The sequence below is a fragment of the Chryseobacterium sp. JM1 genome (assembly GCF_000737715.1).
Classification (GTDB): Bacteria; Bacteroidota; Bacteroidia; order Flavobacteriales; family Weeksellaceae; genus Chryseobacterium.
In genome coordinates, this window is the sequence record NZ_JPRN01000002.1 from 341,487 (window position 1) to 361,810 (window position 20,324).

The following is a 20,324-nucleotide window of genomic DNA, read 5'->3' on the forward strand; positions in this document are numbered from 1 at the left end:
CACTGAAAACAGCTATTTTTTTAAATCCGGCCTTTCAAAAAATCCTGTCTTACTTCTTCATCAAGTTTTTCGATAGCATACCTCAGGCAGGTTCTGGGCATTTTCTGATAGTGTTTATTTAAAAAAGAGATCAGTTCGGATTCATTTTTATTCCCCATTTCACGAAGCAGCCATCCGTTGGCTTTATGCATCAGATCATGCGGATGTTTCATATTTTTGATCACGAATTCTTTCGTCAGTTCAAAAGATCCTTTTTTCACGTAATGCATCGTACCGACCACAGCGATTCTTTTATGCCACATTTCCTCAGAATCCGAAAGGGTTCTCAACAGGTCTTCCTTTCCGTTTTCAAAGGCATATCTTCCCAGGATTTTATAACAGCTTGAATCTACCAGATCCCAGTTATTGACATACGGAAGATGATCCAGATAAAACTGAATGATGTCTTCTTTTACAGCTTTATCCTTTGTTTTCTCAAACTTAGAGATCAGCATAAAAAGCGCGGTAAGTCTGTGTTCGTGGTATTTTGAAGATAGTATAACACTTAATTCTTCTAGGCCTATTTTGGAATAATATTCTTTGGCTACCGATCTTTGGTCCGGAACTGTAACGCCCAGAAACAAATCTCCCTCGCCATATTCTCCTTTTCCTGTTTTGAAGAACCTTGGAAAAAATTCAGCTTTTTCAGGAATGGAAAGGACAGCCAGAGCTTCCTGTATTTCTTTGATAATATTGCCCATACGATGCAGTTGGGTGAAAATTAATTAAATTTTAAACAAATATAAATAATCTTCTATCACGCATGGTCATCCAAAGCAACCGTTTCCTGTGCTTCCTCTTCTTTTGCAATAGCTTTCGGATTGGCCACTTTAGCAATGGTAAGTCCCTGAACAATAATGGAGAACACCACAACACAGTACGTGATACTCAAGATAATTTCGCTGTATTCACTTTTTGGAATTGACATCGCCAGAGCAATAGAAACTCCACCGCGGATTCCTCCCCAAACCAGAACTTTAATGGTCTGCGGACTAAATCTTGTTCTTAAAGACATGAATCTTGTAGGCACCCAGATCGAAATCAGGCGGGCAATCAAAACGACCGCGATAGCCAAAAGACCCGGCACCATGAAGTGCTTTAAGTCTTTGATCATCAATAATTCGAATCCGATAAACAGGAATAAAACGGCATTCAGAATTTCATCAATCAGTTCCCAGAATTTGATGAGATAATCCTGGGTGACAGACTTCATTTTAAATCTGACATTAAAATTACCCATAAATAAACCTGCGGCAACCATCGTCAACGGTCCTGAAATATGCATCTGTCTAGCGATAAGATAACCTCCCATTACCACAGAAAGCGTTACCAGAACGGAAATTATATAATCATCCACTTCACGCATCAGTCTGGAAGTAATCCATCCCAATACGACACCAAGAAGAATACCTCCACCGGCTTCTTTCATCAGGAGTAAACCGATGCTTTCAACCCCAAGATCCACTTCTTTTCCAATGGCCAGTTGCAATACTACGGTAAATACCACTACGGCCATACCGTCGTTGAATAGAGATTCTCCGGCTACTTTTGTCTCCAGTGATTTGGACACATTCGCCTGCTTCAGGATACTTAAAACCGCAACCGGATCGGTAGGTGAGATAAGCGCTCCAAAAACCAGACAGTAAATAAACGGCAGCTGAATTCCTAAAAACGGCAATAGATAAAACATCCCGAATCCTACCACAAAGGTGGAAATAACCACGCCCGCTGTAGAAAATATAAGGACCGGCCGGAACTGTTCCTTAAGATCGTTGATATTGATATGAATCCCTCCCGCAAAGAGCAGGAAATTAAGCATGGCGCCCATCAGAACTTCTGTGAAGTCAATACTATTCATTAAATTATTAAGGTGCCCGAAAGTACGCGGAAGGACAGCTTCTCCAAACATCACCAGAAAAATGGAAACGACAATGGCAATCACCATTATCCCGATGGTACTCGGAAGTTTCAGAAATCTGTAATTAAGATAGGCGAAAATTGATGCTAATACTATTAAGGCTGAAAATGAATAATATAACTCCACTAAGTGTTTTTTTTAATTAATTTATAGGTCTAAATAAAGTATTTTAATAAATAACTGATGTCCGTCTTTCTCCCAGACATCAAACATCCCGTCTTTGCCTGCCTTTGAGCCCCTCACATAATCTTTTCCGATATTCAGGATATTCAGAAGGATGTATTCGTCTCCTACGGAATTCACCAGATAGGCTGTTTTTTCAGAGGTTCCGTCTCCGGAATTCTTGATGCCTTCCGTGAGTGAACGGAACTGGTCCAGGTGATGGATGAAATTACTCCCGTCTTTCTTTGAATCATATGCTCTCAGAAGGACAAGAAGGATATCCAGGTTCGTAGGATCTTGATTATAGAGAATCTTTCCCTGCTTGATGCATTCGTCAAAATTGCTTTCTTTAAAAGCATCCGCAAGGCTCTTGAACCGGTCATCAGATGTCGAAATTTTATCATCCCTGAAGTTTCTGCCATAGTACAGGTACTGGGCTTCAATGCTGTCCAGGGATTTTGGATATCCTTTGTATTTAAAAATCAGTTTCTCATAATTGTATGGAGAATCTTTCTTTTTAAGGCTTTTTTCAATGTCTTTCAAATCAATTTTTGATTTCTGGCTGAACCCAAAAACCGAAAATAAAACGAACAACAGGAAAAAGTGATATTTCATTAATCGTTGTTTTCTTCTACCTCGTCGTTGTCGAAATATTCGAAAAGGAAATCATTGTACGGGAATCTGGAGATATGAATCTTCATCACTTCATCGTAGATCATTTTCTTCATTTCCGGGAAATTTTCTTTCGTCAGAGCCGAGATGAAAACCGTAGGATATTTAGATTTACCCATCCACGTTTTGGTCCATTCCTCTAAAGAAATATTCTTTTTGGTAGACGGCGTAAGGTCATCATCGTCTTTTTTATCGTAACTGAAATCATCGATTTTATTGAACACCATGATCATCGGTTTCTGATGGGCATTGATCTCCATTAAAATATTATTCACAGATTCTACCTGGTCTTCAAAGCTTTCATGGGAAATATCCACCACGTGAATAAGCAGATCCGCCTCGCGAACCTCATCCAAAGTGGATTTGAAAGATTCTACAAGCTGAGTCGGAAGTTTTCTGATAAATCCTACCGTATCCGTAAGCAGAAATGGTAAATTTCCGATCACCACTTTTCTTACCGTAGTATCCAGCGTTGCAAATAATTTGTTCTCTGCAAAAACATCGGACTTGGAAAGTGCATTCATTAAAGTAGATTTTCCTACGTTGGTATACCCTACCAAAGCAGCACGCACTACTTTTCCGCGGTTGTTACGCTGGGTAGCCATCTGTCTGTCGATGGTTTTCAGTTTTTCTTTTAACAGGGAAATTCTGTCACGAATGATACGACGGTCAGTTTCAATCTCCGTTTCTCCGGGACCTCTCATCCCGATTCCCCCTTTCTGACGCTCAAGGTGAGTCCACATCCTTGTCAGACGTGGTAAAAGATATTGGTATTGGGCCAGTTCTACCTGAGTTCTCGCATAGGAAGTCTGTGCTCTCTGTGCGAAAATATCGAGGATCAGGTTGGTTCTGTCCAGAATCTTTACTTCTATTTCCCTTTCAAGGTTTTTCAGCTGGGAAGGCGATAATTCGTCATCAAAAATGACTGTTCCAATCTCGTTTTCCTTAACGTATTCTTTTATTTCCTGCGCCTTTCCGCTTCCGATAAAGGTTTTGGAATCCGGCTGGGTTAATTTCTGTGTAAATCGTTTTTGTACCGTTGCACCTGCTGTGAACGCCAAAAACTCCAATTCATCCATATATTCCGTCAGCTTATCTTCATCCTGGTGTTGGGTGACAACCCCTACCAAAATAGCCTTCTCGTAATGATGTTCTTTCTTATCTAGCATTAATTTCTGTCTATGTTTGTGATTTTCACAAGATACCAATTTTCAGGAAAAAAAACAAAATCATTTTTGAATATTCCCTATATTTTAATGTTAATTTAAGTTTACAATACCTTTCTTTTGCGAAAAATTAATAACTTTATAAAGCTGATTTATAATTAATAAACATAAAAAATTATAAATCTTATAAAAACTAACACCAAAATCATGATTACGCGTATTAACTGTATGATCATTGATGACGATGAACTGGACAGGCTGGTTCTTCAGCATCACATCAGACAATATGACAATATAGAAGTTATTGCGTCTTTTAATTCGGCGGAAAAGGCTGTTCCTTATCTGGAATTCCCAATAGATCTACTCATCTGTGAAACCCGGCTCTCCGGCATGAGCGGTCTGGATTTCAGGAAACTGGCCTCTAAAATCCCAGCCTGTATCTTTGTAAGTTCACACACAGAACTGGCTGCAGAAGCTTTTGAACTCGATGTTCTGGACTTCGTCACCAAACCTCTTAAACCCGAACGCTTCCATGCTGCCATGGAAAAAGTCTTCCATTTTTTTGAAATGAAGGAAAAATGCGACTGCTTCGATGCCCTTCTGGGTGAAAACTGTATCAAAATAAAAGAAGGCGGCCATATTTCTCAGGTTAAACTGACCGACATCCTTTACCTTGAAGCCTTAAAAGATTATACCCGGCTCATCACTCACGATAAAAAACACTGCATCCTTGATTCTCTGGGGAATCTGCTCCATAAAAGCTTTTTCGATTCCTTTGTAAGGATACACCGCAGCTATGCCGTTCCCCGTCATTTCATCCGTGGAAAAAACAGCCATGAAATTGAACTGATTCACCAGATCAAGCTTCCTATAGGCAGAACCTACAAAGACAGCCTCTCTTTTCTTGACCCTTAACCCCTGAATACCAACATTTTTGCAACAAAGTGCCGTTGGTCGATTTTTTTTACCGTTAGTCTATTTTCCTCTTATCCGGTTGTGATATGTGGTAATTTAGTGTCTACAAATTTTCATTTGAAAACTTGGAAAACCAATTAATAACCACAAAACCATTTACATGAAAAGAACATCTATTCACTGCTTCTTTCTCATCCTGTTCTCATTTTCCGTCAGTATTTTCCACGCCCAATCTGTGGTGCTGGCTACGGGAACAAATGCATCGGGAAGCAACGGCTCGGTTTCTTACAGTGTCGGCCAAACCACTTATCTGTACAAGGGAGCCAGTTCCCAGGTAACGGAAGGGGTACAGCAGGCCTACGAAATCACGACACTTTCTGCCAGTGAAACCGTATCAAAGCAAGAAGGCATTTTACTCTATCCAAATCCTGTCAGAGATTATCTGTACATCGATTTTAATTCAGCTCCCTACAAAGGATCCGAATATCAGGTGTTCGATGCTCAGGGCAAGCTGGTCAAAAAGGACATGATCTCACAGTCAAAATCCGAACTCGATTTTTCCTCTCTTCCTTCCGCTGTATACATTATCCGAATCAATCAGAGCGGGGGAAACCTAAAAACATTTAAAGTCATCAAAAAATAACGCCATGAAAAAAATATTACTATCGCTGGGGATCATGCTGGGCCTCTTTATGGGGCATGCGCAGGCTCCGGAAAAAATGAGCTACCAGGCCATTATGAGAAACGGAACCGGCCAGCTTCTGGTCAATCAAAATATCGCTGTTAAAGTAAGTGTGCTACAGGGCTCTCCCGCCGGAACACTGGTCTATTCTGAACGATTAACCGGACTTACCAACGCGAATGGACTTATCAGTATGGAAATAGGAACAGGAACGGTGCTTTCCGGCACATTTTCTACCATCAACTGGCCTTCAGGCAGCTATTATCTGAAAACTGAAACCGATCCGGCCGGTGGTACGAACTACACCATAGCAGGAACAAGCCAGTTATTAAGCGTTCCCTATGCCCTATATGCCAAATCTGCAGGCGGAACCGGCGGAACCTTCGCCATTCCTTACACCAATACCGTAAACAATGTCTCCACTCTATTCTCGCTCACCAATGACGGCGACGGAACTTCTGTAGAAGGGATTAATAATACAACCACTTCCAGTATTGCCCCGGTACGCGGAATTGTAAACAGTACCACACCGGGAGGATTCTCCAGTGCAGTACGGGGTATCAATAACGGAACCGGCGGACTCGGTATAGGAGTTTGGGGAAGTCAAGCCGGAAGCGGATGGGGCGTTTATGGTGTTACCGCAAGTGGTCTTGGAATTTATGGAAATTCATCTGCTTCAGGCACCGGGGTTTACGCCAACAGTAATACCGGAACAGGTCTTACTGCGACCAGTAACAATGGAATTGCAGCAAGTATGTCTATTTTCAACAATGCCAACAGTAATAATGTACTTAATGCCAATACGCTTGGAAACGGAACTGTTATCAATGTTTCCTCATCAGGAAGCGGTGCAGGGGTTTTCAGTTCAACAGGAAGCGGATTCGCGGTACATGGTATTACGAGCGCACAGACTTCAGCGGGGATTATCGGGGACAATAACGGAGCCGGTGAAGCGGTAGTAGGAAGAACAACCAGTGATATTGCCGGAGCTGTAGTGGGAAGAAATGATGGCGGAGGTTATGGGGTAAGAGGTTTTGTCGCGACCAATACTACGGGAACTTCAGTAGGTGTTTTCGGGCAGGTTGGACTCAGTACAGGGAAAGGACGTGCCGGAAGATTTGAAAATGTGAATGCTTCCAATGATTTTAATGCTTTTGAAGTAGAAACCAACGGTAATGGGAATATTCCGGATAATACGGAAGGTAATGCATCATCATTTCTAGTTAATAATACCAACAGTGTTGCAGCAGCAGTAAGAGGTGAGGTCAAAACCATTTTTGGAAACTTCGGAGCAGCAGGTATTTTTGGTATTTCTTCAGGAACCGGTGGTTTTGCCGGTTTGTTTCACGCTTCCAATCCATCAGGAAACGGAGCCGCTTTAGTCGCGATCACTGATGGAAACGGCAATGCCATCACTGCCAATGCAAGTAAAAACGGAAACGGTGTTGAAACCAATATAGACGGTGCAGGAAATGCCTTATATGCATGGGTCCCCACTTTTGCAACGGGCAGGGCAGGAAGGTTTAATATATTCAATGACGCTAATACAAGCGATGTAATTACAGTAACCACTGTAGGTAATGGTACCGCCGGAAACTTTAAGGTTGACCGTGTAACAGGTACCTCTCCCGCTGTAAAAGGAGAAGTAAATTCACAATTTGCCAATTTCGGAACTGCCGGGATTTACGGAATTTCTTCAGGAACCGGTGGTTTTGCCGGATTATTCCACGCCAGCAACCCTTCCGGAAACGGACCAGCATTAATCGCTATAGCAGAAGGTAACGGGAACGGAATCACAGCCAATGCCGCCAATACAGGTGATGGTGTAGAAGCTACGGTAGATGGAACAGGATCTGCAATTTATGGATGGGTTCCCAATTTTGGGACTGGTAGAGCGGGACGTTTCACGAACTTCAATACGGCGAATACACAAACTGTTCTGGATGTTCGTAATGACGGAACAGGATCCGCTGCTGTAATAGATCACAGAGGTGCTTCCGGAAATATTCTAGTCATGAGAAATGTAGGAACTAATGTAGCCAGAATCAATAAGTCAGGAATGGGATTCTTCAACGGAGGAACTCAAAACAGTGGAGCCGACGTTGCAGAAGCATTTGATGTTGAAGGGCATACTTCAGACTATGAACCGGGAGATATTTTAATCATCTCAACAGATTCTGACCGTACGGTGGAAAAATCATCAAAAGCCTACTCTACACTTGTTGCCGGAGTTTATGCAACGAAACCGGGTGTTCTTTTAACGGAAGAAAATATCGATTCTGAATTAATTGGAAAAGTTCCGATGGGAGTCATTGGGGTTATTCCTACGAAAGTCTGTCTGGAAGGCGGAAAAATTAAGAGAGGAGATCTTTTGGTAACCTCTTCCCTATCCGGAACTGCCATGAAAGCGAATCCTAAAAAGGTTAAAATCGGACAGGTGATCGGAAAAGCACTTCAGGATTATGATCAAAATTCGGTTGGAAAAATTAAAGTACTGGTAAACATTAAATAAAGTATCATGAAATCACTATATATCATTGCATTTGTAGCATTAAGCGTAAGTGTTTATGCTCAGGAAAATAAGAAGGCCGCCGAACCTGAAGATCAGGCCCAAGTCGTCAAACAACTCAGGGATCAGGAAGCTCAAGTAGCCAAAGCGGCTCAGGAAAATGCTCCCAAGAAGCAGGCTGTAACCACTCTGGCCTCGGAACAGGGACTGGAAGTGAAAAAGCAGGAGACAAAAGCTCAGGCTGCTCCATCAAATAATTCAGGAAAGTTGCTACCCAATACGGCAAGTCTCGCTGAACTTAAAGCTTCAATTCCCAACAGACAGGCATCTCATCCGATTTCTAATAACACAAATAAAAGCGTACAGGGCTTACCCAATACCGCAACTTTGGAAGAAATAAAAAAAACAATCCCAAAAAACTGATAACCAAAATCGATTTCAAAAAGAAAGTCCGCGTAGTGCGGACTTTTTATATTTTTAAACCTAACTGGGCTAAGACTTTACTTTTAGTCCCAATCAGCTGCTACAAATTTCATTGTATTTCCACTGTCATCCGATAAGGTAAGAAAATGGCCTTCTACGGAATATCGGGTCATCTTATCAAACTTTTGGATAAACGCTGTTTCCAGATCCATATTCTGGCAGGCTTTCATTGTACTTCCTACTCCTGAAATCTTCACTTTTCCTCCGCTTTTAAATTCGGAAGTAAAGAACATACCGTTGCATCCCATATGGGCGCTTCCTTTTATTTTTCCTTTCTCCATTGTCCCTGTCAGATTTATTTCTGCCTTGTTTCTGATCAATTCATCTTTGGAAAATTGACCGAAAGAAATGAGCATCCACTGCCTTTGAAGGCTCGGATTTTTTTCAGGGACAGCAGAGCAGCCGACAATGGCTCCGAGAAGTAAAACGGCAAAAAATGACAAGAGTATTTTTTTCATGCGCATTATCCTTCCATTTTCATACCATTCCGGGACAGAATATCGTAAAAATTAGTAAATTAGCGACACAAAAATTATTTTATAAAATGAAAAGACTATTTCTACTGTTCACTTTCTTATTGGGCTTTGCTCAGATGAGGGCGGATGAGGGGATGTGGCTGTTAATGCTCATCAAAAGACTTAACGGGGTCGATATGCAAAAAGAAGGACTGCATTTGACACCTGAAGAAATTTATTCGGTAAACAATTCAAGCTTAAAAGATGCTATCGTGAGCTTCGGAGGGTTCTGTACCGGGGAAATTGTTTCTGATAAAGGACTTATTTTCACCAACCACCACTGTGGTTACGGTGCTGTAGCTGCTGCTTCTACTCCTGAAAAAGATTACCTGAAAAACGGATTCTGGGCCATGAAGCAGAAGGATGAATTTAATGCAAAAGATCTTTATGTAAGATTTTTAGTAAGAATGGATGATGCTACGCAGAGAATCAATTCTAAGCTAAATAACAATATGACCGGGGCAGAGAGAAAAGCAGTTATTGATGCTGAAACAAAGGCAATCCAGACTGAAAACTCTGAAAACGGAAAATACACAGTAGTGGTAAGAGATTTCTTCAACGGAAATGAATTCTACTATTTTGTTTACCAGGATTACAAAGATATCAGACTGGTAGGTGCACCACCATCTTCATTAGGAAAATTCGGAGGTGATACAGATAACTGGGAATGGCCAAGACATACGGCTGACTTTACAGTCTTCAGAGTATATGGAGATGCAGCAGGAAATCCTGCAGAATTTGCTCCAAGCAACGTCCCATTGAAGCCTAAGCACTTCCTTCCGGTTTCTCTTAAAGGAATCAAGCCTGGAGATTTCTCTATGATCCTTGGATACCCTGGAAGAACCAACCGTTACCTGACTTCTTACGGAATTCAGCAGATGGTTAACAAAGACTATCCGGCCTGGGTAGAAGCTTCCAAACTTGCTATGGACGTTATGAAAAAGTATATGGACAAAGATAAAGCGACTCAGCTTAACTATGCGTCTCAATATGCTTCTGTAGCTAACTACTGGAAAAACAGACAGGGAACTATCGATGCCGTAGATAAAAACGGAACGATCTCTGACAAACAAAAAATCGAGGATACTTACAGAAAATGGTCTGTAATGCCAGGAAATACGGCTTATGACGGTATCTTAGAAGATATTGAAGCCTATTACAAGCAGGTTTCTGAAAGAAATGTTGAAAGAAACTATGCTTCACAGTTCTCAAGAAATGCAAAATATATCACGCTTGCTTTGCAGGTAGGATCTGTACTTAAAGCTTACTCAGCTCAGGATATGCAGGGAAGACTTGCCATGAAAGCTAAGACTGAAGCAGCTATTAAAGGAGCTTACGAAAACTTCAATCCATCTCTGGAAGGAGAAATGCTTGCTTCTATGGCCAACCTTTACCAAACCAGAGTAAAGAACCAGGAAGTGGCCTCTGCTACTATTTTAGGATTAGATGCTAAAACGCTTTCTAATGTAGCGTATTCTTCAATCTTCGCGAACAAGACTTCTGCTACGAACTTCTTACTGAACCCTGATGCATTGAAACTTGATGCTGATCCGCTTTGGAAAATTGCCAACGGAATCGTTGCTGACCAAAAAATGAGCACTGAGAAGTATTCTAAAGTGGATGACAATTTCAACAAAAACAACCGTCTTTTCTTAGCTGGACTAATGAAAGCTATGCCTGAAAAGAAATTCTACCCGGATGCTAACTCTACAATGAGATTAACGTACGGAACGGTAGATAAACTTCCGGTAAGACAAGACAGAAACTACTTCGGTGTTACTGATAACTATTATACTGATATGACTGGTCTTGTTGGAAAATACAAGAAAGGGGATGAAGAATTCGACCTTCCACAAAGAGTGATCGATCTTTATAACCTTAAAGATTTCGGACAGTATGCGGATGCTGCAGGATATATGCCTGTGAATTTCCTTTCTAACAATGACATTACTGGAGGTAACTCTGGTTCTCCGGTAATTGATGGAGACGGAAACCTTATCGGTATCGCATTCGATGGAAACAGCGAAGCGTTAAGCGGTGATATCGTATTTGAACAGGAGTGGCAGAAAACGATCAACGTAGATGTACGTTTCGTTCTTTGGACTATCGACAAATATGCCGGAGCAAGAAGATTAGTTGATGAATTAAAGCTTGTAAGAGGAGAAAACACTCCTGCTGATACCAAGACTAAAAATTCCGGGACTACTCAAATGCCTAAGAAAACAAAAACCAAAAAATAATCTTTTTTGATTTAAATATAAAACCGTGAATGTATGTTCACGGTTTTTTTATTTTTGAATGATAAATCTTTCCCTATGAAACCAATTGAATTTAAAGCAGTCATACAGCAAAACGGTGAAATGAACGCCGCTTTTGCGGAGTTTCCGTTTTCTACAGAGGAACTGTTCAGCAAAAAAGGACAAATTAGGATTAAAGCCACATTTGATCATAAAGTTGAGTATCGCGGAAGTATTGTTAAAATGAATTCCGACTGTCATATTTTAGGACTTACACAGGAAGTACGAAAGCAGCTTGGGAAAAGTTTTGGCGATGAGGTTTCTGTTTCCTTGATTGAAGATAAGGAGGAAAGAACAGTAGAAATCGCTGATGATATTGCTTCTGTTTTTAATGAAAATCATGATGCGAAAGCCCTGTTTGATAAGATGAACTACACGCACCGGAAAGAATATATCCGCTGGATTGAGGAAGCTAAGAAACCGGAAACGAGAGAGAAGAGAAAGGTCAGGATGATAGAAATGATTCTGGAGGGGAAAAAGGGAATATAAAAAGGAGAAATATTATAGGCCCTTAACTCACTTTCATCCTTATGCAAACATTACCACTCACAGTCATAAAAACTCAATGAGTTGTATTAAAAATAAACCAACTGATTATCAACTCATTAAAAACAAATAAATAAAATTTATGTCAGGATTTCTCAACCCTCCCGACAGTAGTTGTGTAACAAATAATAACAACAAAAATTTTATTTATGAAAAAAAACCTATTCAAAACAGCGTCATTAGCAGCGGGAATACTGACAGCGTTTATTCTTACCTCTTGTGATGACAATGACAATATGATGATGGAAAATACTTCCATTCAAAGAACCATCACTTTTGAAAATGTGGTCACCCCAAAAGATTTTGTGGAAAGCGGAAGTTTTCAGGGGACAGGCAGCCCGGTGATTTTGCCCGGGCAGTCAGCTTCTTTTACATTCAGTGCGGGAAAAACACAAGCCTTGATGTTGGCAACAATGTACGGAGCTTCCAAAGATTGGTTTTTTGCCTCAAAGCAGCCTGGAATTAAGCTATTTGATGACAATGGAAATGCAGTCACCGGAGATGTTTCTTCACAGGTTCTCCTGTGGGACAACGGAAGTAAAAATGATATTTCAGGACAGGTGGAAAGCAAACCTATTGCGCAGGTTCCGAATGTGAACGCCTCTCAACTGATGAAACTTAATCTTACGTACAACGCTGTTTCTTCTGAATTTACCCTGACTATCAGCAACAATTCCGGAGGAACGGCCAACGAGACTCCATTTTCACCCGGCGTATGGGCGGTTTCAAATTACAATGGATCTCAACTTCTTAACAGCACTCCTTTTTTCACTGCAAATGATTTATCAAATCCTGAAATTACGGATATAGCCCAGATGGGAAATATCAGTAAAATGATGATGAAACTTAATGCAAACACGGGAATTATGACAGGGTTATCCCCTGCTTTAGTCGTTGTTTACACCGGTGATAAAAATCCTGTGTATGAATTGGGACAGACGGATGCAGGAAAAGGATTAAAGGAAATTTCACAGTCTGGAAATGTTTCAAAACTTCAGACCAGCCTAAAAACTTTACCAAACGTAAAAGGCGTTTATGTGGCAGGAAGTGCACCTGTAGCTCCCGGAAGTAAGGTGATGACTCAATTTACGGCCGCTCCCGGAGATAAAATTGCCTATGTTACTATGTTTGGTTTCTCCAATGACTGGTTTTATGCTAATGAACAAAGCATAGATGCTAATGCAAAAGGTGATTTTACTTCAAAAACTACTTTATTTGATTCCGGAACGGGCGTAGATCAGTATCCCGGTGCAGGAAACAGACAGACTTTATTCGGAGGAACACCGCAGAGCGAAAGCAAGCCTATTGATAAAGTCGGAAGTGTTTTCCCGGTTCCCGCAGTGCAGAATGTGATTAAAATAATGATCAATTAACAATTTAAGAGTCTTTTAAATTCAATTCATAAAAATACCAGACGGTCTTACTGTCTGGTATTTTGGGCTATATCATTGTACGAGATTTGACCTTCTAAATATTTAAACCCAAAACTACCCACTTAAAATTCAGAATCATACATTCCAAAACTCGCGATCCAGACTTCTGTATTGAATCGCTTCTGAAATATGATGGGAAAGTATTTGTTCAGATCCTTCCAGATCGGCGGCAGTTCTTGCCACTTTCAGGATCCGGTCGTAAGCTCTGGCGGAAAGGTTCAGCTTTTCCATCGCCATCTTGATGAGATTCAGTGATGTTTCGTCCAGACTGCAGAAGGCCTCAATTTCCTTTGGACCTATCTGAGCATTATAGCTGATGTTAAGATCTTTATACCGCTCATTCTGAATACTGCGCGCTTTTAGAACCCGGTCACGGATGTCTGAACTCTTCTCTCCTTTTCTTTTTTCAGCGAGCTGTTCAAATTCAACCTTCTGTACTTCAATATGGATATCAATCCTGTCTAATAAAGGACCTGACAGTTTATTCATATACCGCTGCATTTCGTAAACGGACGAAGTATTCCCCGGATCATCGGGAAAAAAGCCACTGGGACTAGGATTCATGGATGCAATAAGCATAAAACTTGCAGGGTAGTTGACGGTAAATCTGGCTCTTGAAATGGTTACTTCCCGGTCTTCAAGCGGCTGTCTCATAACTTCTAAAACCGTTCTTTTAAACTCCGGCATTTCATCCAGAAATAAAACTCCGTTGTGCGCCAGAGAAATTTCTCCCGGTTGAGGATAACTTCCGCCTGTAAATTTGTAAAGTAGATGATAAAATTTGAACAAAAATCGTCTTTCTTTACAAAAGAAAGTGATAAATCTGATCTTAATTAATCAATCTACACCGCTAAAATTACAAAACATGGTGATAATAAGTTCAAAAAAGACTTATGAGATTGATTTAACAAGATATCTCATAAATACAGATTCGATCATTATTCAGAAAAACTCTGAAAAGAAAATAGCTCAACAGCTAGCAAAAGATTACATGCACGTTTTAGAAAAAGATGATGATGTAGTAAAATATTGTGAACAGCCTTTCAAGATTAACTATTTTTTTAAGGATTTGATTAAAGAATTCATTCCTGACTTTTATGTAAAATATAAAAATGAAGAAGAAGAATTAATCATATTAAATATTGGAAATAAAGATGCTTCAGAACTATCAGAAATTAAAAAAGTACTTAAAGAAAACAGCGTCAATTTTTCAATCCTACAGCATCAAGACATAGATTCTAATCTTCTTTTTAATTATAAATTTTTAAGTAATTACTATAACAAAGGTAGGTTTATTAATGATATGGATATTCACACTGTATTTACAATAGTTGACAAATTTAAAAAGCTGACTATTAATCAATTATTAGAAGAGGTAGGAAAAACTTTTGAAAGAAAAGCAGAAATTCTTTACGTTACATGGTACCTAATTAATAGTAATTTACTTAATTTTAATAAAGAGGAAAAACTATCGCTTAATACTATAATTTGGGATAAACATGAATAGAACATATATTTCTAAAGGGGAAAAGGTCATTTATGATAACAAAGAATGTATTATTGTTAAGATAATAAGTACATCTAAAGTATCCGTTACTGAGGTTAATTCTAATATAATTCATACCGTATCCATAAAAGACATAACCCCATTCACAGATTTAAGTAGTACTCCAATGGAGGTACTAACTGATAAAGATTGGGAAAAAGCTAAAACTAGGTTTAATATTATAAAGCCAATCCTTTCAAATCGAGGAGATCTTTCCTTGATAAATCGCATTTCTTTTGAAAATAATGTTAGTATACCTACAATATATAGATGGTTGAAGTTTTATGATAATGGCCAAACCGTTTCATCTTTGGCCGGAAAGAGAAAAACTGGAGGCAGAGGTAAAAGTAGACTTACAAATAAACAAGAGGAAATTATTTCTGACAAAATAAATTCAGTTTATTTGAATCAAAATAGGAAATCAATAACAAGAGTTATTACGGAAGTTAAAATAGCATGCTATGATTTAGACATTCCCTCTCCTCACGACAATACTATTAGAAGTAGGATTAAAGGGATATCTGATGAAGAAAAAATAAAAAAAAGATTAGGAATAAAAGAAGCTCGTTATAAATATGAACCTATAAAATCAAACTATAATGAAGCAAGCTTTCCCTTATCAATAGTACAAATAGACCATACTTTACTAGATATAATATTGGTTGATGAATTAGAGAGGAAAGCCTATAAGAGACCTTGGATTACTGTTGCTATAGATATATATAGCAGAATGGTTATTGGGCTTTATTTATCTTACGATCCACCAGGAGCAATAGGAACTGGAATGTGTATTTCAAATTCAATTCTCCCTAAAGAACTTTGGCTAGAAAGAATCGGAGTTTCAGCGCATTGGCCGTGTTGGGGTATTATGGATTGTTTACACTTAGATAATGCTAAAGAGTTTCATGGCAAAATGTTAAGAGATGCATGTGATAATTATGGAATATCTTTAAAATACAGACCAGTAGCAACACCACATTATGGAGGACACATAGAACGATTGCTCGGCACATTTGCGGCAGAAATACATAACCTTCCAGGAACTACTTTTTCAAATGAACAAGAGAGAAAAAACTATAAAAGTGAAGAGAATTCATCATTAACCTTAACAGAGCTTGAACGCTGGTTAATAACTTATATTACTAAGATCTATCACACAAGAACTCATTCCTCACTTGGGGTATCACCACTAAAAAAATATGAGGATGGAATAATGGGGAATGAAAACATCCCAGGTCGAGGTATACTTCCCAGAATAAATGATATCCGAAGAACGAGATTAGACTTTATGCCTTATGTTGTACGCTCTATTCAAGAATATGGGGTGGTTATCGATCATTTATATTATTACGCAGATATTTTGAGACCTTATATTCATAAAAAAGATAACAATAAAGGCTATATTTTTAAGAGAGATCCAAGAGATATCAGCTTAATTTATTTTCTCGATCCGGCAACAGAAGAATACTATGACATACCATTCAGAAATGCCACCTATCCTCCAATTTCTTTATGGGAGTATAGAGATTCTCTTAAGAGAGTTAAGGAAAGGAATAAAGAAATCAATGAAGAAAATATTTTTGAAGCATTCAAAGAGTTAACAACTATTGAAAAGAAGTCTATTTTGACGACAAAAAGACAAAGAAGAGAGTCTCAACCCCTTGACTATAGAAAGGAAATGAATACTTCAAATATAGACGAGAATGACTTTATACCTAAAAACAATGAGATAATTAAACCTTTTGAAGATTTAGACGATGAAGCATTTAACAAAAAATACTAGAGATTTTGTTGAGAGATCAACTGAACATGAAAGAATTACATCTTGTAGATTTCCAAAATGGATTGGATATAGCCAAGCAACTAAAATTATTAATAGAATGGATGAGTTATTGATCTATCCTAAAAGTACTAGAATGACCAATATTTTACTTGTAGGAGAATCTAATAATGGAAAAACAGCTATTCTTAATAAATTCAATCAAAAATATGAAGCATCTTATGACGAAAAGACAGGAAATGTAATAAACCCAGTAATTATGGTACAAGCCCCACCTGAACCTGACGAAAGGAGGTTCTATAATGCTATTTTAGAAAATATATTTGCTCCATATAAAACCTCTGAAAAACTGGATTTAAGATACTTACGCGTCAAAAAGATGCTAACAGAATTACAAACTAAGGCATTAATAATAGATGAAATTCATCACGTATTGGCTGGTACTCCAACAAAGCAAAGAAAGTTCTTAAATGTTATCAAGCATTTGTCAAATGACTTACAGATACCTATCATATGTGCAGGAACAATGCTTGCTTTCAATGTTATACAAAGTGATCATCAGTTAGCAAATCGCTTTGAGCCAAGGGTTGTCCCTAAATGGTCAAATGATATGGAATTTAAACGCCTTTTAGCAAGCTTTGAGGCCCTAATCCCTCTAAAAAAAGAATCTATGCTCACAGAAAATTCCATAACAATGAAACTTTTGGTAATGAGTGATGGTCTTATTGGCGAAGTGGCTAGAATACTTGAGCTATGCAGTATTGAAGCAATCAAAAGCGGAGAAGAAAAAATAACCAAAGAGATTATATTGAATATTGACTATATTTCACCTCAAGACAGAAAAAAAAGATATTTTGCTTGATGGTTTATATTAAAGAATTCAAAAAAAATATATTCCCGGCATATATTAATCCGGAAAGGAATGAACTTTTTAGTTCATGGTATTGTAGACTAGCAATTAGTCATTATGTAAAACCACTAACATTTATAAAAAATAATTTTGGACACAATGCGCCAATTTTTGGAAGAGATATTGACTACCTTAAGCCTGATTATTTAGTAAAATTCTTATTGAATCACACTCCATTATCTAAAAAAAGAATCGATAAATTATTCCTAACGTCCTATAATGACATTTATTTTAATAATTATTCTAATAGAAAAGGACATATCTTAAGTTTAGGACTAAACAATAGGAATAGAAAAAGATTTGGCACTATGTGTTGTCCTAAATGCCTATCATCAAACCCCTACTATAAAAAAGAATGGAGATTATTTTCTACAATCATATGTATGAAATGTAAATCCTCTTTAATTGACAGATGCCCTAATTGTCAAAAGCCAATTTCGTATCATCTTATTTATAATAGCGGTAATCAGTCCATTCCCGATCTTTCTTTTAGATTTTCATTATGCTGGTATTGCAAAATGGATTTGTCTACTTTTGAATTAACCCAACCTACATCCTTAGAAATTGAATATCAAAATTTTATAAATCGTACTTTAAATAATGGATTTAACCATTATACAAATTATTCATTTTCTTTTATCAATGGACTTATTCTATTATGTAGAACCGCTAGGGGAACTAGAAAAAATAAGTTTAATAAGAACTTTACTACTATTTTAGCGAATGAATACAATCTACATCTTTCGCCCATAAAAGAGGAAACTGGCTTCTGGTCTTTACAAGAAAGAAAAGAAACCCTACCCTTCATTTATAAATTTATTAAAGACTTTGCTGTAGATAAAGGTATACCCCAGCACCTTAACTTGACAAGATCATATCTTACTATCTACAAACAGGATCTAGATTACTGGCTTATTTCCCTGTTAGATCTTTGATTCCTCTAGCTATTCGATTATAAAGACTTTCCACACTATCTTCGAAAGTATCTCTTTTAATTTTATTAAGTGCATCTACAACTACAAAATTATAAATCTTTAATTTTGATATCTTTAATAATGACCAATTAGATTTATAATCTCTTCTTACTTTTATTATACCATTTTTTAAACCCTCGTCATGTTCTGAATCAAAACCTCCCTCTCCGATGTGCTTTATAATTCCTATTCTCTTTGATTCATTATTACTCGCAATAATACAATATTCTTGATCTTTGTATTCAATTCTTAATAATACAATAGATCCATTCTCTGTAAAATTTAGAGGATCATAAGAAAAGACGCTTGTACCTTGTCTTTTTAAATAAATATAATCACAAGCAAACTCATTATCTTCTTTTAAAAGGTCAAAGGCAGATAAGATTATACGCATATAGTCAGTATTCTTAGAAATACCAGAGATAAAATTTACGAGACCTGTTTCACTATCATTACTATGATTTGAGATTGATTCATCGTAATCTTTAATATGTCTAACAAAATTATTTTCAAAATTTATATTATTTTTAATAACTGTTGGTACAGCATCTGCAACGTTTGGGGATTCCAAAAACTTAGGTCCTTCATCACTAATAATAACATCCAGAATAGCTTCATTATTAGTGTAAAGTGTATCTGCTACAATATCTCCATCATTATTATGGTTATATCCCACACTTGTTCCCTGAACTATTTCATTGGTATTTTCATCTTCAACAATCAACGCAGCATCTTGATCATCCAAAATAAAATTCTCAAGTTCAAACAATGCTTTATCCGAGGGTAATGATATATTATCAATAGCATAAACCATATTAATTACCCCATCTTTATCAATAGGATGATAATGAAGATCCATTTTTATTATTGCTTCTTTTTGAAAGGGCAATGAATAAAGTATATAAGACTTTAAATCTTCATTATTCTTTTGTTTATCAAATAATTCCTTTAGGAAACTTCGTCTTATATTATACAATCTTTTAATATCTCCTTTCTTCAAGAAATGAAATTTACTTAATATTCTTGCCTCCTCTTTATTTATAAGAGAAGACCGATAAGCAACAACTGCATAATCATCAAATTTATATGGTTTTACTATACCTGGAATAAAAACTCCATATATTAAGTAATAAAGTGTTAGAGATGATAATGAATAGAAATAAGACTGTATTACATTAAAGGGTATTATAAATTTTGCATTATCAATATCAACATGATAACATGGTACATCTCCATAGATACCGGATTCAAGTAACGGATAAAATGTTTTCCCATTTCCTAAGTTATTTTCAATATTTAGAATGGTTCCATTATTTATTCTACTAATAAGGACATCATGCAAAATATTAATTTTTTCATGATTATGAGCAGATTGTAGAAAGTTCCCTAAATAGTCATAGTAATTACCCTGTCTATATCTAATTGTATATTCTTCTCGAAATGGAATACAGAATGTTTTTAAATTTCTTTGGAACTTAAAAAAAGTATTATTACAAAGAGTAATATAAACCTCTCTATAAATTACATCATTGATATAATAGCTTCTACCAAGCCATGAAATAAACCAAAACTTATTTTTGAAATCTATTTTGTCAGCTTCTTCGTAAACCCACGCACGAAGCCGGAGTTTTATGGGTAGATTTTTTGCAACTTTTGGTAACATTTTGTGATTTTTACAATAGGTGGTGATAAAAATATTAAAAATATTGAGTGCATCTACTTTTTTACCCATAAAATGTAGTTTAAAAAAACGATCGTTTTATAATACTAATCACTT

Annotated in this window: 17 protein-coding genes and 1 pseudogene; 11 read left to right on the forward strand and 7 right to left on the reverse strand. The window is 37.4% G+C overall.

Annotation, left to right across the window (positions count from 1 at the left end):
- Positions 1-20: 20 nt before the first annotated feature.
- Genes IW22_RS03735 through hflX form a run of 4 tightly spaced genes read right to left on the reverse strand, consistent with a single transcriptional unit; the run spans position 21 to position 3,960 of the window.
- Positions 21-740 (reverse strand): DNA alkylation repair protein, encoded by a 720-nt coding sequence (locus IW22_RS03735; RefSeq protein ID WP_034724236.1) that lies wholly within the window; start codon positions 738-740, stop codon positions 21-23.
- 56 nt (positions 741-796) lie between these two features.
- On the reverse strand, positions 797-2,083 hold the full coding sequence (locus IW22_RS03740; protein ID WP_034724238.1) for a cation:proton antiporter: 1,287 nt from the start codon (positions 2,081-2,083) through the stop codon (positions 797-799).
- Positions 2,084-2,104: 21 nt separating this feature from the next.
- On the reverse strand, positions 2,105-2,734 hold the full coding sequence (locus IW22_RS03745) for a DUF4919 domain-containing protein (protein WP_034724240.1): 630 nt from the start codon (positions 2,732-2,734) through the stop codon (positions 2,105-2,107).
- Positions 2,734-3,960 carry a GTPase HflX gene (gene hflX, locus IW22_RS03750; protein ID WP_034724709.1) on the reverse strand — a complete coding sequence of 409 codons (1,227 nt, stop codon included), beginning with the start codon at positions 3,958-3,960 and terminating at the stop codon, positions 2,734-2,736. The genes IW22_RS03745 and hflX overlap by 1 nt, the downstream gene beginning before the upstream one ends.
- A 204-nt stretch (positions 3,961-4,164) precedes the next feature.
- Here hflX and IW22_RS03755 point away from each other — a divergent pair, with 204 nt between their 5' ends.
- The 4 genes from IW22_RS03755 to IW22_RS03770 all read left to right on the forward strand — a co-directional run bounded on the left by IW22_RS03755 (position 4,165) and on the right by IW22_RS03770 (position 8,486).
- The gene (locus tag IW22_RS03755; RefSeq protein WP_034724243.1) at positions 4,165-4,872 is read left to right on the forward strand and encodes a LytR/AlgR family response regulator transcription factor; all 708 of its coding nucleotides are present in this window, start codon (positions 4,165-4,167) and stop codon (positions 4,870-4,872) included.
- Positions 4,873-5,032: 160 nt separating this feature from the next.
- The gene (locus tag IW22_RS03760) at positions 5,033-5,515 is read left to right on the forward strand and encodes a T9SS type A sorting domain-containing protein (protein ID WP_034724245.1); all 483 of its coding nucleotides are present in this window, start codon (positions 5,033-5,035) and stop codon (positions 5,513-5,515) included.
- Between the two features lie 4 nt (positions 5,516-5,519).
- On the forward strand, positions 5,520-8,066 hold the full coding sequence (locus IW22_RS03765) for a beta strand repeat-containing protein (protein ID WP_034724246.1): 2,547 nt from the start codon (positions 5,520-5,522) through the stop codon (positions 8,064-8,066).
- 6 nt (positions 8,067-8,072) lie between these two features.
- Positions 8,073-8,486, forward strand: coding sequence for a hypothetical protein (locus IW22_RS03770; RefSeq protein WP_034724248.1), 414 nt, complete (start codon positions 8,073-8,075; stop codon positions 8,484-8,486).
- An 83-nt stretch (positions 8,487-8,569) separates the two neighbouring features.
- Here IW22_RS03770 and IW22_RS03775 read toward each other — a convergent pair whose 3' ends face one another.
- The gene (locus IW22_RS03775; RefSeq protein ID WP_034724250.1) at positions 8,570-9,004 is read right to left on the reverse strand and encodes an META domain-containing protein; all 435 of its coding nucleotides are present in this window, start codon (positions 9,002-9,004) and stop codon (positions 8,570-8,572) included.
- A gap of 86 nt (positions 9,005-9,090) precedes the next feature.
- Here IW22_RS03775 and IW22_RS03780 point away from each other — a divergent pair, with 86 nt between their 5' ends.
- From IW22_RS03780 to IW22_RS03790, 3 genes are all read left to right on the forward strand, one after another.
- Complete coding sequence (locus IW22_RS03780; RefSeq protein ID WP_051891016.1) at positions 9,091-11,301, forward strand: S46 family peptidase; 2,211 nt, start codon at positions 9,091-9,093, stop codon at positions 11,299-11,301.
- A gap of 75 nt (positions 11,302-11,376) precedes the next feature.
- Entirely contained in the window at positions 11,377-11,847 is a 471-nt protein-coding gene (locus tag IW22_RS03785; RefSeq protein WP_034724713.1) for a YdeI/OmpD-associated family protein, read from the forward strand.
- Between the two features lie 206 nt (positions 11,848-12,053).
- Positions 12,054-13,277 carry a spondin domain-containing protein gene (locus tag IW22_RS03790; RefSeq protein ID WP_034724252.1) on the forward strand — a complete coding sequence of 408 codons (1,224 nt, stop codon included), beginning with the start codon at positions 12,054-12,056 and terminating at the stop codon, positions 13,275-13,277.
- A 135-nt stretch (positions 13,278-13,412) separates the two neighbouring features.
- Here IW22_RS03790 and IW22_RS03795 read toward each other — a convergent pair.
- Positions 13,413-14,090 (reverse strand): annotated as a pseudogene (locus IW22_RS03795) (ATP-binding protein); the annotation flags it as partial.
- 112 nt (positions 14,091-14,202) lie between these two features.
- On the opposite strand from IW22_RS03795, the gene IW22_RS03800 reads away from it, so the two are divergent.
- From IW22_RS03800 to IW22_RS24800, 4 genes are read left to right on the forward strand one after another with little or no spacing between them, the layout of a single operon-like run.
- Entirely contained in the window at positions 14,203-14,844 is a 642-nt protein-coding gene (locus IW22_RS03800; RefSeq protein ID WP_131401683.1) for a TnsA endonuclease N-terminal domain-containing protein, read from the forward strand.
- Positions 14,837-16,666: a Mu transposase C-terminal domain-containing protein gene (locus IW22_RS03805; RefSeq protein ID WP_034724256.1), complete on the forward strand. Its 1,830-nt coding sequence runs from the start codon at positions 14,837-14,839 to the stop codon at positions 16,664-16,666. The genes IW22_RS03800 and IW22_RS03805 overlap by 8 nt, the downstream gene beginning before the upstream one ends.
- On the forward strand, positions 16,641-17,525 hold the full coding sequence (locus tag IW22_RS03810; protein ID WP_034724257.1) for a TniB family NTP-binding protein: 885 nt from the start codon (positions 16,641-16,643) through the stop codon (positions 17,523-17,525). Before IW22_RS03805 ends, IW22_RS03810 begins: the two co-directional genes overlap by 26 nt.
- A complete protein-coding gene (locus tag IW22_RS24800) occupies positions 17,525-18,508 on the forward strand; it encodes a TniQ family protein (protein ID WP_034724258.1) in 984 nt (327 codons plus the stop codon). The genes IW22_RS03810 and IW22_RS24800 overlap by 1 nt, the downstream gene beginning before the upstream one ends.
- On the opposite strand, the gene IW22_RS03820 is transcribed toward IW22_RS24800, so the two are convergent.
- Complete coding sequence (locus IW22_RS03820) at positions 18,486-20,279, reverse strand: hypothetical protein (protein ID WP_034724259.1); 1,794 nt, start codon at positions 20,277-20,279, stop codon at positions 18,486-18,488. The genes IW22_RS24800 and IW22_RS03820 overlap by 23 nt on opposite strands.
- Positions 20,280-20,324: the final 45 nt, after the last annotated feature.